Genomic DNA, 14037 nt, shown 5'->3' on the forward strand with positions numbered 1-14037 from the left:
TGTTGTACTTGCGCCAGTTGGTGGTTTTATAGCGAGGCTTCGGCATGAAATCAAAGTCAGTAAATGAATGTCTCTGATCTGATCGTAAGATTGTGATTTAGTTCATTCGATTTCGGCAACAAAGCCGCTAGAGGATGCCCTTTACACTTCTAGCTTCGATTGTGTGGCGGTGAGTGAGAGATTGCCATATAAATATAACCATATGTTTTTAAAAAGAAATTCATGGAGTTTAAAATTTCCTATACTTTTACACATACTTTTTATCTTTGTTTTCATTACGTGATTTTCATCGCAATTTGTCCTAAATCCCCCTTATCAATCTCTAAGACAATGCAGCTCACGTGGGGCAATTTTAAGTCGGCGTTAGTAGGTCATTTTTACATCAGCGCAGACAGCATATCTAAATCTATTATTGAAACAAACACATCCTCAAGAGTTACACTATGTAGCTCTAACATTTTCACCTACACATCAGCATCGTACAGAGTCAGAGCCGCTCAAGGGCAACAAGATGTATAACCCTCTCTGGCAAAACTTATCTGCACATTCATCAAACGGTGTTTTGAGCCCAGCACATATTAGTTTAATATTGGCAGTTGCATTATGTAACAGAATTTAATGACCGTTTGATACTCCAGCTATCAGACGCGGCAAGCACAACTATCAGACTCGAGTTTATGGCTTTTTTTATTTTACTATTCTTAGCAGTGGGCTTTATCGTTGGTCTAGCGACTCCTGAAAATCGAAAAAGCCACGCTTATTCAATCTACATTCTCGTTTCAATTGGTTGGGCTTTTGCTTGGGGGCCTTTCGCTATCCTCACATTTCTCGAGCTTGCAGGTGGAGATTGGTTGGCTCGTAAAATTAAGTCACCTTTCACAAAACCAGCTTCCTCCTCTAACACAGATTTAAAAGTTGCTAGCCAAGATAAGCCTAGGAAACAAACCAGCGTAAGAGCGCAGATTGAGGATCATCCAAAAGTCGTTAGTAATGTACATTCTGACAAACTGACCATTGAATTATCAAGTCTTACAAAGAATACAGATGCACTAGAAAAATCATATTCAACCCTACTAAAGGTTCACAGCCTCGTTCCGACCAAACTACCGAATTCAAGGAAGATCTTCGGCGATCTTGTTGCTGTCTGGTCTGTTCAATTAAAGATGCTCGAAACCATCGTCCAATTTTTTAGCCACGATGTTTTTAAACAAACAGCGACTAGGGAGATGGTTGAACACATTATCAAAATCAAACAAAAATCAATAGCGTCTAATGAGGCACTCAAACCTATGTTTGAAGATCCTGTAAACAGCCTTTTAGAAGGTATTTGTATTTCAAAGCAAGTGGAAGCATACAAGCATACTCAACACCTGTCATACTTTAATGCAATTCAGTATTGCTTTAGGGAGCACGGAGACTTTATTGAAGAAACGACCACCAACCATTTCAATGAGCTGCAAGAAATGGCTAAAAAACCTTTGAAGCAATCCGAAAAGTTGTACCGTGAACTTAAAGATATAGCAGAAAAAATAGATGATTCATTCTTAAATTCCAAAGCGAACCAGCTTGCATTGAGCGTAGCAAGAGCGAAAAACCAAATTGATACAGCACCAATAACGCAGGCTCCTCGTCAACTCGAACAACAAAATGAAATACGACACAGTAAAAAGCAAGCTCTCTCGATACTAGACCAAAAAATCTCCGCAAGTAGAAACGACAAGTTAGTTGACCAACCAAATAATGTAACTTCAATTGTTTCAGAGCCTAAAAAACTGGCAACGTCACCTACAGCTCAAATCGAGTTGCGCACCGCATCAGGAAGTAAAGAAAACTCTGTCATTTTTGAAATCTATGACAACTTCACCAAAGCCAACTTATCAGCTAAAGCTCATGCGAAAAACGGTCAGCCAGTGAAAGTTACTACGCTAGGAGAGTATCGAATTGTATCTTCCAGTGAGCTTTCTTTTGATCTCTCACCAAATGAAGCCAAATATTTCTACCAGATGATAAGTGAAGGTTTAACTACCCAAGAAATTGCAAATAAAAATAACACTAAGCATAGTTCTTCAATTGCAATTGCAGCGAGCCTAGTGAAGCAAAATATATTAGCACTGGCCGATGTTAAACATCAATTTAACATCTCTTCACTTGAGCAGGAGATTGCGAAACGAGCATTTGAGCAACAATTCCGACAATCAGGAACTATCCGTCTTAAGCCGTTTTATGAAACACACGTTTTTAAGATCCCAAACATTAATTATAATGACTTGACCCTATTAGCGGCAGAGGTTCAGAGAAGGGAGAGCTAACCTACTTAAGAGAGTAACTAAAATGGTAAGCCAAATAATAACCCAATACCAAAGCCTATTGGCGAGACCGGAATAGCGACATCTGCAACGATTTCAGCCAGCCCCTCTGATACAGCATCACTGCCAAGCTCAGTTGCAGTATCAGAGGCAATACCTGGCACCTGTTGCCTGGCAAGGGTCTCGGTAACCGCTTGTGTAAGAGTGTCATTGCCGATACCGGAATCGATCACCATTACACTGTCAATACTATTGGCGACCTCACTAGTCACAATGATTGGTACATCAGGATGTTCTGCTAACGTTTCATTGATATAACTAACGCTGTCCGTCGCTTTAAGTTGCACCTCAGCAGCGATATCACCTTCATTCATAATCGCTATATCTGTTACTGCATGATTTGTCGCTTCGAACAGTTCAGTATCAAGACCCTGATCATTGAGCGCTGCAGCGACCTCCTGTTCAAAAACGATACCTTTAACATTGCTGATATGACCAACCATAGCGTCGGGATTTACTTGCTCAAAGTAAGCCACAATCTCGTTATTTGAGCTGTGTTCAAGGTTGTTATAACCACGGCGCACTGCATCGAAAACTAATTCAGGTTGCATTTATTGATTTTTCCGTGGGCGCCAGTAACGCGATAATTTCCTGATATACTCTGCTATCCACTCTTCCATATTTGTTTTTTGGTGCTCGGCTGAAAGCTATGTTACGTGCAGAGTTTCCTTTCTTGGTCTCTAACTCCTTGTTAGCACCGAACTCTACCAACAGTTTGACTATATCGATATAGCCTTCTCTAGACGCTATCATTAATGGACTAAACCCTGTATCTGTTTGAACATTAATACCAGCGCCTAGTTTTATTAAGAGAGATACGACTTCTGATTGAAAGCGGCCGCTGTATACAATGCTGAGCTACCATCGTTATTTCTTAAGTTGACATCCACTCCCGTCTCAGAAAACAATTCAATTAAATCAGCTTGTCCGTTTTTAGCCAAAATGCATAACGCCGTTTTTCCGTCCTTGCCTTTCACATTAACTTCCGCACCACTACGGATCAGTTTGTTTACATAATGCATATCACCTTTTTCTAATGCCAGTATCAACAGTGAATTCCCTTCATCATCATAAACGTTCGGGCCAGTGCCATCATCAAGTAGGGTATCTACGATATCTATGTAACCATTTTGGTAGGCTGATAAAAGTGCTGCTTCAGAATACTTTGAACTAAATACAGCACCCTTTACCTTTAAGATCTCAACAATATCTATTCGCTTTTTAAAATAAGCGCCAGTGATGGCATTCCAGCCATCATTATTACATATGTTGATATTTGCCCCATGAGTGAGTAAAAATTCAACCGCCTTCTTGCGTCCTTTAATAGCCGCCCAAATCAAAGGAGTCCAACCATTTTCATTTCTAATGTCTACAGCTGCTCCCATCTCCACCATCAACTCAGCTAATTCAAAGTATTCATTTTCCAGACATAGCAACAGTGCACTGCTCATTCTTTCTGGTCGGTAGTTTGGGTTAGCTCCAAGCTCTAGCAGCTTACTTGCTATTTCCAAATAGCCTAAATCTATCGCCATTCTTAATGGATTGTGTCCATTGTGGTTTACATCAAACCCATCGAATGCCATCAACTGCTCAGCTAAATGCGAAAAACCACCATCTAATGCAAGCTCGAAGGCCGTATGCTTCTCATCCACTAACTCATTGATTTGTTTCGGATGCTCTAAAAGCAACTTCAGTACTTTTTTTTCCTCACCATGATTTATGGCATTTAGAAGCTCTGCTTTGTCCATCAATACTACCTAATACTTCTTATTTACGTTCTAATTACAAGATGAAAGCTAACCTAGATGGCATCACATTACATCAGCAAGTTACTCAAGAATATTGGCTTCAAGCCAGTACCTTAAAGTGTCTTCACCAACCTCACCAAACTTTTCCGCGGTTTCTATCATTGCTAATTGAAATGTTTGACTTAACGAAACTTGCCCACAAAGCGCCAAACTACGGATAATGCGAGATATCCTTAGGTGATTATGGCCGCCATGTTTAAGCCAGATGTGATCTTTGATATTCAACCCTTCTGCTGCGACTATGCGCCCATCTACCATTTTCATCCCAAAAAAGCCTAACATCAGCTCTAGCGACTCCAGTTGTGCAGCTTTGAGCTTATCGCTTTGAGCAAATGTTGTTCTATCTTCTAGCGTTAATATTGGGGCATGTCGGTTAAACTTTGTCTGTGTATCAATTGGAAACAGCCACTGAATATATTTGTGATCATACTCTAGCCAAAAATCGTCCAAAGCCCATATTTCGTGAATTAGCCTACCTTGACTATCTGGTATCATTCCCAAATGAAACTGAGTCAGCTTGCTCATCAATACGTCTCCGTGCGCTAATGTACTCATTCGATGACCGACTATTTGGTAACGGTGTAGAGCACAAAAAATGCTTTGCCAGCTAAGTGCTAGCTTGGCTTTAACCTTTAGGCTATGAGTAACCCTTTGACAGGTCAAGCATCTATTGATGGCTCTATTAATATTTATAAAGAATGCTCAAACAACCACCACTCAACATGATGTAGGCTTCATTTTATCAAACTTTTCAAAGCCCATTTCCGCGATACCCGTTACAATATGCAATTAGGATTTCTCTAATACTCGGCAGGGACAAAATTGACAGACAAAGCACAAAAACTTCGCCAAATGGTACATTCGGTTCTTGATAGTGACGGCCTTCACTCTCACCAGGTTGATGCTGCAACGAAAACCTTCAATGCGCTCACAAGTGACGTTAGAGCAGTAGTCACTGCAGCAGAAATGCAGGCAGGAAAGTCAGGAATCGCACTTGCTCTTTGCTGTAAGCAACGTTTGAGTTTAAGTGATAACGATATATGCGATCGTAAGCAACTAAAAGATACCCTATACCTCGTTACCATGCCGGACACCGCACTGAAGGAGCAAGCTGAAGATGATCTAAGACTTGCTAAAAACGTTGTGGTAAGCAACTTTGTTAATTTTGAAAAAGCTCTTGAAAATGAGTTCAAAGGTAACCCACCTAAGCTGATTATTATCGATGAGTGCCACTATGGTTCAAACGTCACTGCTGTTAGATATAGCAAGATCTTTGATTACCTAGAACAAGAAAATGACAGTTGTAAAGTTGTGTTCATTTCTGCGACACCGTTTGGTGCCCTGTACGGTGCAGAAACTGAATATCAAGAAGCACTAGACCTTCAACAAGAAGCTGAAGATGAAAACGACTCAGCACTCTTTAAAGAAGCCCAAGAAGTTGCTGAAAATGCCTTAAAGGACTCCATCCTTCGACGCGACTTCAACACGCGCCTAGTTTTCCACAAAACCAGTGATGAATACTATGGCGTTCGTGAAATGCTCAATAGTGGGAAAGTTAAAGGACTTGAGCAAGACAACAAAAACTTTCTCGTTGAGTCGCCGCAGAGAGAAGAATTCATTAAACAGTTTAAGTCTCATGAAGGCATGGGTTGGTCATTGGTTCGGGTACCTGCTGGCTTTGCGATGGACGCAAAAGAGTTCCTAATTGGTCAAGGAATAGATGAAAATGCTGTCTATATACTGGGTAACTCACTGACAGGAGTCCCTGAGGATGAACATTGCAGCATAGACCGATTTAAGCGTGAGTTCGATGACGCACAGATTTTTGACGATAAACTCATTGCCATTACGGTTGCCGGTGCCAGAGCTGGTATTAACTTTGGCGCAATGATGAAAAACAATCTTATTTCGACATGGGATAGCACCGTTGCTAGCGTTGCTGCTGTTGTTCAAGCCAATATTGGCAGAGCTTGTGGATATCACGGTAATAACGCTTCGATGCACTATACCAACCTCAATGCAGCTGAAGCTTATGCAGCCATTCTAGACCACCTAGAAAAAACGTGTTCAGAATATGCAGCTTCTGACTTTGATGGATTAAAAGAATTCTTTGAAGACGTTTGCCAAGAATACCAAGTCAATGGCTTAGATGTTGGTTTGACTATTAAATATAAACGCCGTCGTCCAATCGGCGACGTCGAGACTTACCAAACTCATAGTTACCTAGCCGTCCCTGCCAAATTATTAGAAGACAACGTCGACTATAGTTGCTACACCAGCGACAGAATCCTTCTACAAGCTATAGACATTGTTCGTAACGAGTTCACAACTAAAGGGGCACCGAGCGTAAAAGGCAACCGCGCTATGCGTGGTAAAACTAAAAATTGGATCAAAGCACACTGGATCAACGGTGACAGTTACGATAACCCCGAAAAAGCTCGTGCAGATGGTACTCAAAAAGACAAAACAAAACTCTATACCCAAATGTTGGACAATGATGAGTATCTAGAGTTTAACCGTGTCGTAGCTCCAGGTTCGGGGGAGCTTTCTGAGAACAAGTTAGTCACAGCAGCAATCTTCAGTGTCTATAATATATCAAGACGTCAAGTCGCAAAGAAAATCATGACAATCGAAGACGTTCATCACATGTGTGACCATTTTGGTATCGATCGTGATGACACCATGTTGGTCTTGTATAAGCGTGGAGAGTATGACATAGATCGCTCTATCGCTAAAAAACAGCACAATGAGCTTCCCGAAAAGTCCGGCGACTTAAGTGATGAATCACATTTTTCGGACAAAGCTAATTCCAACTTTTAATCCAAATTCATAGGGGTGAAAGCCCCTATTCTGAGTCACACTATGAATACCGCAGATAAACATCGCCAACTTGTTGAAAATGTGATTTTACAAAACACCTTTGAGCACCAGCGCAATGCCGCGAACCAAGCGTTTGTACAGTTTCAAGCAGGTTCTAGGGCTGTAGTAATTGCTGCAGAAATGCAATCGGGTAAGTCAGGGATTGCGCTTGCGCTCTCTGGGCTACAAAGACTAACTATTCCTGATGACAATATAAGTGAAAGAAAATACTTAAAAGACACTTTGTATTTAGTCACCATGGCTGACATAGCCCTGCAAGATCAAGCTAAGGGCGACCTTTCAGAAAGTAAAAATGTTGTTGTTAGTAACTTTACTAACTTTGAGATCGCACTTAAGGGGGACTTTAGATATCAAGCCCCAAAACTCATTATCATTGATGAGTGTCATTATGGTTCTAGCGTTGATAGCGTTCGTTACGACAAGGTATTTAACTACTTAGAGAACGAGAATCCTGATTGCAAAGTAGCCTTTATTTCCGCGACTCCTTTTAGTGCATTGTATGCTGCAGGTGCTGATTCTATTCTGCGTCACAATTTCAACACCTCGCTGGTCTTCCACAAAACCAGTGGTGAATACCATGGCATTCGTCAGATGCATAGGAACAACCAAATAATCAAACTTGATGAAGAGCATAGGGATTTTTGTGAAAGTTCACTATTGCGAAACCGCTTTATCCGCCAAATCAAAGAACATGAAGGTTCTGGATGGTCACTTATTCGGGTACCAAGCAGCCAAGCCAGCACTGCAAGAGACGTTTTGCTATCAAGTGGGATTGAACCCCACCAAATTCACATTATTGGCCAAAAACTCGTTGGCGTTGAAGATCATGAACTGTCCTCTATTGATGATTTTAAACGAGAGTATGAAACCGCAACATTGTTCGATGACAAGCTCATTGCAATCACCGTTGCTGGATTTAGAGCCGGAGTCAACTTTGGTCAAGAGATGAAAGAAACATTAATAAACTCTTGGGACAGTACTATTGCCAACATAGCAGCGGTTGTTCAAGCTAACATAGGTAGAGCCTGTGGCTATCACAACAATCTCACTGCAAAACACTACACAAACCTCGATGCTGTCCGAGCTTACGGAGAGCTTCTGGATCATCTAGAAGCAAACGATAAAAGCCATGAATTCGAAGGGCTTCATCAAGTGTTCGAACAAATTTGCTCTCGCTATGATGTCAAAGGCTTTGACCGAGGTACCACAATTGCGCCTAACACCGAAATTAAAGTGACTAGAAAGCTTGATGACAACAAAGTTTACTTAACCAAAGGTTACGTAGTTGTTCCTGGCAAGCTTAATGATCTTGACTTTGATTTTTCTTCGTTTACCAATGACGATGAACTACTTAGCGCCATAGCTCTCATTCGCCAAGAGCTTCTGAGTGATGATGGTCCATATCGGAAAAAGAACCGGGCCCTACGTGGTGAGCATCAAAACTGGATCAAAGCCCAATGGGTAAACGGTGCAACATATGACGATGGTACTCAAAGTTGTGCGAAAGCTAAAACTCTAGATTTTACGTCTCGCTTAAACGCCAACGAAGAGATAGCATTTAACCAAATCGTTAACCCTGGCGGCGGGGAAAAGACAGAAGATAAGAAAGTAATGGCCAGTATATTTAGTACTTACAACCTATCTGGTCAAATGGATGCATTCAAACGCTCGCTAGACTCTGACGATATGGAAGAAATCAGCGACCTCCTTGGTGTTGAGGACGACAATACTATTATTGTTCTTTACCAGCGTGGCGAATTTTCACAACGCCTGACAGAGGACACCTCAGCTTCAAGCCTAGACATTCAAACGACTCGTATTCGCAACAATAGTGTTTTTTAGGCAAAACAAAGCCGCAGATTTTCGCGGCTTTGTTTACAACATAACTTTCAATTAACAGTGGCACTCATCGCTCTGCTTTGCTTTTGCTATCATCGTTTTCTGCTCTTCAATAGTCTCTTTAACTACCTTATCAAAGAACTTACGTTTTTCACCTGAAGAAGCGTTACGCACAAACTCAGAGAAAGGGGTTGATTTTACCTTTTCACGCTTTGTAGTGAACATCCTATCCTCCATTATTTGTTTAAGCCAACGATGGCTTCTAAAGACTCGCGATTGTACTTTTTACGCAGAAGTGCGTCAATATCACTCACATTAAAATGAGGCCTTTCGTTCTTACCGTCAATATTTTTCTCGATAAAAATGATATCAATTTGATCCTTGAACAGTTTTTTCAACTCACTGACCACTCTTTGTGACTCCATAAACTGGTTCACAAATACCTCTTCGGGTACCCTTCTACCTTCTACTATCTCTCGCGCTTTTACTAAGCACCATGCCTGCTCTGGCTCTTGATAAACAAAGATGATAAGTACATAACGACCACGCTTTAATGAGCGCTGGATATTATCTTTGGCTTTGTCCAAGCTTGATAGAGTAGAGTCCAAAATAAAACTCACATCTTTCTTCAAAGCTCTATCATGAATCGCTTCTACTAAAAGCGTAGCAGGTCTTTGAAACAACGGAGAGTTTATCCCATTGTAATCCTCAAACTCCTTGCGTAACTCATCATTTTCTATATGGACAAGCTCTACGCCAGATTCACTCATGAAAGTTTTGATCATGTTTCGCGCAGTTTCTGTCTTACCCGCTCCTGGAGAACCAGCCATAAAAACCGACACCGCAGACTCTTCTTGAGGTAAATGGTCAACCAACGCTCTAGCTATTTTCTTTTTTAATCTTTTGGCTTCTTTTACAGCTTTTTCAACGATCTGTTCATCACTTAACATCATCTGAAAACCCAAATAACATTCAACATCAGTGTGCTGTACTTTGAAAAGTCGAAAACTGGCAACACAGTACAACGTCTAAAAGCAAGCAGCATAAGAACTATCACTTAACATATCTATCATCAAAACGATACGTATTCACGTCACTAGTTTTGATGAGTAAGCCATGTTCAACCAAGTGTGACACCATCTTATCAAGTGCCTCTTTTCCGATGACTAACACTAACGGATTAAAGTAGTTCGTAATTTCCACTTCCGTCAGTTCCTCTCTCTGACTCTGTGTAAAGGCGTCCGATACATCAAAATAAAAAGCAGCTAAAGTCTCAAGTCCTTTAAAAGCTGGCTGATTTAACAAGTCCACCTCGCCACTTGGAGCCAACCTTGCTTCTTCTTGGTCGATACTAGAGTCAACACTGGGGGCTGCTAAGATCTCCCCTGTCTCTTTATCAAATGACTCGGCGACTGAACCAGCATCAGCGCCATCAACACCAGGGCCTGATCTAGAAATAGTATCCTCTATGACCTGCTCTGTATTAGAGGCGCCGTTTAACAATGAAATGATAGACTGTTCAGGTTTAACGGCTATCGCTTGTGCGGCGGCTTTAACTTTTGGTTTTGTGTTTACAAAACCTGCCAAAATTTCGTGGTTACCTTCTAAGTTTGACGATTTGTGCAGCGAAATGTATTGCGGTCTCCAATTAGCTTTCAGGTTCTCTTTAACCCCCTCAAAGGTACCGCCCTTAACATTAGCACACACAGCGACAACAGCTTCAGATAACAAGTAGATATACTTATTGCGCTGCATAGCATTCTGCCCCCGACCAAATGTAGCCTCAGGATCAAATGGTGACACTAATACTAACGATTCGTTCTTCAAATGCTGCCGCCATTGTGCTTTTCCACATGCAGCGAATAAGCTATCACCAAGAACCCCTAGCGCGGTTGAGCCACTATTTAACGCCCGCTCCATTGCGATACTGTCTACACCATCAGCAGCACCAGATACAACCTGGTACCCATGGTTCGTCACATTATCTACATAGCCAATCGTTGCATTTTCATCATCAATGCCGCAGTTTCTAGAACCTACAAAACCAATACCTTTTCGTCTCAACAAGTCTACGTTACCAACACCAAACAATATCGCAGGAGCTTTATGCCCTAGCTCCTTTCTAATAATTTTGGGGTAACCTTCATCAGAGCGACTCAAGATCCAGATCCCAGCGCTTTGCCATTTTTCTAAAGCTTGAGAAAGTGCCATTCCTCTAGTTAATAAAGCAGTTAAACGCTCTAATGTGATGTCAGCAACCGTTTTATCTAAACGTGCCATTATCGGAGATAGCTCGGTTCTAGACTGAAAATGGGTAACATCATCCGAAAACATATCAAAGACTTCAGTTAATCGACTGCTATCTAGTAAATCCTTTGGTTCAAATCCATTTTCGTTCAACCAATGAGCCAAATAACCATATCCATTATCTGATAACGGCTTACAAGCTCTTCTATCAGCACGATTGAAGTGTTGCGTTAGCATCAATATAGCTTTGGTATTCTCTGATAATTCGTTTGTCATAGTCTCTAATTCTATTGATTTTTCTTAGTACTGGTGAGTGCAATAGGAATGACTTTGGATACACCAAACTTCTTAAGTAACGCACCTGCGATAGTAAATGTCCAACCGGAGTCTACTGCATCGTCAATTAACCACACCGGATCACTGTATATATTACCAGTATTCACACCAAACGCACCATCTAAGTTCTTAGCCTGATGAAATCGGTTCTCCATTGTCTTCTGTGGAGGCCGTACTTCGGCAACATACAACGCATCCATACATGGTACGCCTAATCTATTTGCCACTCTTCTTGCAAAGTCAGGAACCAATGTTGGGTGCCTTGGTGAAGGAACGTAAGCTACCCAAGTCGGTCGCTCTTCATATGGTAAGCTATCGATCATTTTGACCATCGGTTCTACAAGTTCATCACTAAAATGGTTTTGTTTTTTCCCGTTGGCTACGATATCCCCCCAGCCTCCGTCTCGCCATGATGAAAGAGCTGCACCTTGCTCAAGATACAGATTGGATTTTTTGGCGCTATAAGGAAAGGCATAAGTTGGGAACGCCAATTTAGCATTAGCACCCGATGCTGCAAATGTTGCCTTAGGCTTAATAGGAATATAACGACTGCGAAGAAAATCATTTGCCTGGAGGGTCAGTTCGTAATCAATTTCATTGGTTAGCTGACTTTCAGGCGCACAATTAGCACACTTACCGCAAGGCTGTGGATTAGCATCGTCTAGCTCTTCCGACAAAAATCTCATCAGGCACTCTGATGACTGATGGTAGTCAACTAACCTTGCCCATTCATGACGTTTAATTGTATTTAATCGCTCTATTTTTTCTTGAGGCAACTCGTAGTCAAACTGAGTTCTCTGGTAGAAACTGTTGTTTTTCAAAATAGGCGATGGGTGTTCAGTCGCCAGAAACTTAATAATTTTTTCTATCGTACCCTTTGAAAAATTAACCTTTGGTTCAAAGTCAGATAAACGACAGCCATCATCATTCTGCTCTAACGCACTTAGAAGCTGGTTGATTTGATGTTCTTTTGGGAAAGCATTGTCGATGAAGTACTGTTGTATTCGAGCATCTTCCTCGCCCAACATCATAATACCCACTGCATTATCAATGCCGCGTCCGGCACGACCAACTTGCTGATAATATTCGACAACGTTACCAGGGGCTTGATAGTGTATAACAAAACTAAGATCCGGCTTATCAAAGCCCATACCAAGAGCCGACGTTGCTACCAAACACTTAACTTCATTGGAGATAAGCGCTTGCTCGAGGCGCAATTTGTCCAATTGTTCACTGATTTGGCTGTGATAAGCCATAGCCGCTATTCCGTTCTTTCTCAAAAAGCCAGAAACAATCTCTGCATCTTTGGTAGTTTTCACATAGACGATACCTGTTCCCGGGATATTTGGGAGATTTTTTGCAAGCCAAGCCAGTCGCTCTGAGCGATTACTTATCGAAAGGGTATGCAGACTAAGACTTTTACGGGTAAGCGGGCCTCGAAGTGTTATTAACCTATCACCAAGTTGGTTTTCTATATCATTAACAACCCGGTCATTTGCCGTTGCTGTGGTCGCCAACACTGGCATGTTACTTGGCATAAATTTAAGGACGCGAACAATTCGACTGTAATCTGGTCTAAAGTCATGGCCCCAATCAGAAATACAGTGCGCTTCATCGACTACAAATAGACCGATGTTATTGCTTATCTGAGGTAAGATTTCCTCCCCGAAAGCAATCGAGCCCAATTGCTCGGGCGATATGATAATAGCATCTACCTGTCCCGCTAGGATGCGCCTTGCTGCGTCTGCCCTTTCTTCCTTGTCCATCGAAGAGTTATAAGAAACGACGCTCAAACCAAGCTTTGCCGCACTCTCTATTTGGTTTCGAATAAGTGATAGCAAAGGCGAAATAATGATCGTAGGGCCATGCCCCTGTGAACGGCGTAGCTTTGTTGCGATAAAATATACGGCACTTTTACCCCAGCCTGTGCACTGTACAACAAGCAGCTGGTTTTGCTTCTCTACCAACTCACTTATCGCTTCCCACTGGTCATCATGAAACACTGCATTCTGGGAATTGGTCATTTGCCTTAATAGGCTTAAACCTTTTTGATGTAATGGTGAGTGTGCATTCTGCTCACGTGTAAACTGTGAAAAAAAATCTTGCGTCATCTCAAATCCTTTTTGCTGACTAGAACCCTATCGATGTATTTCTTGTTTATCATCGATACCAGAAGTAGCAAATACTTCGTTAGGCTTTGATTTCCTATATTGAACAGATCATTGTGTTGCTTCAACTACGGGGCATGGTCACCAAACCTTTAGCCCCATAGTTCAAGAATTTGTTTCTAAGCCACATACCAACCTAACATGATAATATATAACTCATTTCCTCCTCACGATAAATCATTAGTTGCATATAAACAATTATGATAGAGGATCTGTTTACGGGACCAATAAACGCGGTATTGGCTCTTTCTCTCTTCATTGCTTCAACCGAACCTGAGACAGTTTCACTAATCACACGTCCTTCATTTACCTTATACCCTTTTTGTCGAATTGCGATAATCTGGTTCTCCTGATTGATCGACAGTTGAAACACGGCAATATGCAAATATACGT

The 14037-nt window shown here is 41.5% G+C and carries 11 protein-coding genes; 3 read left to right on the forward strand and 8 right to left on the reverse strand.

Going from position 1 to position 14037, the window contains the following annotated elements; all coding sequences use genetic code 11:
- Nucleotides 1-677 precede the first annotated feature (677 nt).
- Entirely contained in the window at nucleotides 678-2309 is a 1632-nt protein-coding gene (locus tag VME0621_RS24970) for a hypothetical protein (protein WP_062463733.1), read from the forward strand.
- Nucleotides 2310-2326: 17 nt separating this feature from the next.
- Here the strand turns inward: VME0621_RS24970 and VME0621_RS24975 are convergent, their stop codons facing one another.
- The 4 genes from VME0621_RS24975 to VME0621_RS24985 form a co-directional block, all read right to left on the reverse strand.
- The gene (locus tag VME0621_RS24975) at nucleotides 2327-2917 is read right to left on the reverse strand and encodes a hypothetical protein (protein WP_062463731.1); all 591 of its coding nucleotides are present in this window, start codon (nucleotides 2915-2917) and stop codon (nucleotides 2327-2329) included.
- Nucleotides 2907-3218, reverse strand: a complete 312-nt coding sequence (locus tag VME0621_RS26955) for an ankyrin repeat domain-containing protein (protein WP_306345523.1) — start codon at nucleotides 3216-3218, stop codon at nucleotides 2907-2909. Before VME0621_RS26955 ends, VME0621_RS24975 begins: the two co-directional genes overlap by 11 nt.
- The gene (locus tag VME0621_RS24980; protein ID WP_231893004.1) at nucleotides 3173-4114 is read right to left on the reverse strand and encodes an ankyrin repeat domain-containing protein; all 942 of its coding nucleotides are present in this window, start codon (nucleotides 4112-4114) and stop codon (nucleotides 3173-3175) included. Before VME0621_RS24980 ends, VME0621_RS26955 begins: the two co-directional genes overlap by 46 nt.
- 81 nt (nucleotides 4115-4195) lie before the next feature.
- The gene (locus VME0621_RS24985) at nucleotides 4196-4729 is read right to left on the reverse strand and encodes an opioid growth factor receptor-related protein (RefSeq protein WP_231893005.1); all 534 of its coding nucleotides are present in this window, start codon (nucleotides 4727-4729) and stop codon (nucleotides 4196-4198) included.
- A gap of 267 nt (nucleotides 4730-4996) precedes the next feature.
- On the opposite strand from VME0621_RS24985, the gene VME0621_RS24990 reads away from it, so the two are divergent.
- Both VME0621_RS24990 and VME0621_RS24995 read left to right on the forward strand, forming a co-directional pair.
- A complete protein-coding gene (locus tag VME0621_RS24990) occupies nucleotides 4997-6994 on the forward strand; it encodes a DEAD/DEAH box helicase family protein (protein WP_062463727.1) in 1998 nt (665 codons plus the stop codon).
- A gap of 42 nt (nucleotides 6995-7036) precedes the next feature.
- The gene (locus tag VME0621_RS24995) at nucleotides 7037-8896 is read left to right on the forward strand and encodes a DEAD/DEAH box helicase (RefSeq protein WP_062463725.1); all 1860 of its coding nucleotides are present in this window, start codon (nucleotides 7037-7039) and stop codon (nucleotides 8894-8896) included.
- Between the two features lie 51 nt (nucleotides 8897-8947).
- On the opposite strand, the gene VME0621_RS26860 is transcribed toward VME0621_RS24995, so the two are convergent.
- The 4 genes from VME0621_RS26860 to VME0621_RS25010 all read right to left on the reverse strand — a co-directional run bounded on the left by VME0621_RS26860 (nucleotide 8948) and on the right by VME0621_RS25010 (nucleotide 13587).
- Nucleotides 8948-9118, reverse strand: a complete 171-nt coding sequence (locus VME0621_RS26860; protein WP_167542849.1) for a hypothetical protein — start codon at nucleotides 9116-9118, stop codon at nucleotides 8948-8950.
- A gap of 11 nt (nucleotides 9119-9129) precedes the next feature.
- A complete protein-coding gene (locus VME0621_RS25000; protein WP_062463724.1) occupies nucleotides 9130-9846 on the reverse strand; it encodes a zeta toxin family protein in 717 nt (238 codons plus the stop codon).
- 100 nt (nucleotides 9847-9946) lie between these two features.
- Entirely contained in the window at nucleotides 9947-11416 is a 1470-nt protein-coding gene (locus tag VME0621_RS25005) for a DNA-processing protein DprA (RefSeq protein WP_062463722.1), read from the reverse strand.
- Between the two features lie 11 nt (nucleotides 11417-11427).
- Nucleotides 11428-13587 (reverse strand): RecQ family ATP-dependent DNA helicase, encoded by a 2160-nt coding sequence (locus VME0621_RS25010; RefSeq protein WP_099046342.1) that lies wholly within the window; start codon nucleotides 13585-13587, stop codon nucleotides 11428-11430.
- Between the last annotated feature and the right edge of the window lie 450 nt (nucleotides 13588-14037).

It is taken from the genome of Vibrio mediterranei (assembly GCF_900088415.1).
Classification (GTDB): Bacteria; Pseudomonadota; Gammaproteobacteria; order Enterobacterales; family Vibrionaceae; genus Vibrio; species Vibrio mediterranei.

Excerpts from the sequence above, each read along its gene's own strand:
- VME0621_RS24970 (WP_062463733.1), top strand. The coding sequence starts at position 678 with ATGGCTTTTTTTATTTTACTATTCTTAGCAGTGGGCTTTATCGTTGGT.
- VME0621_RS24975 (WP_062463731.1), bottom strand. The coding sequence starts at position 2,917 with ATGCAACCTGAATTAGTTTTCGATGCAGTGCGCCGTGGTTATAACAAC.
- VME0621_RS24980 (WP_231893004.1), bottom strand. The coding sequence starts at position 4,114 with ATGGACAAAGCAGAGCTTCTAAATGCCATAAATCATGGTGAGGAAAAA.
- VME0621_RS24985 (WP_231893005.1), bottom strand. The coding sequence starts at position 4,729 with ATGAGTACATTAGCGCACGGAGACGTATTGATGAGCAAGCTGACTCAG.
- VME0621_RS24995 (WP_062463725.1), top strand. The coding sequence starts at position 7,037 with ATGAATACCGCAGATAAACATCGCCAACTTGTTGAAAATGTGATTTTA.
- VME0621_RS26860 (WP_167542849.1), bottom strand. The coding sequence starts at position 9,118 with ATGTTCACTACAAAGCGTGAAAAGGTAAAATCAACCCCTTTCTCTGAG.
- VME0621_RS25000 (WP_062463724.1), bottom strand. The coding sequence starts at position 9,846 with ATGATGTTAAGTGATGAACAGATCGTTGAAAAAGCTGTAAAAGAAGCC.
- VME0621_RS25005 (WP_062463722.1), bottom strand. The coding sequence starts at position 11,416 with ATGACAAACGAATTATCAGAGAATACCAAAGCTATATTGATGCTAACG.
- VME0621_RS25010 (WP_099046342.1), bottom strand. The coding sequence starts at position 13,587 with ATGACGCAAGATTTTTTTTCACAGTTTACACGTGAGCAGAATGCACAC.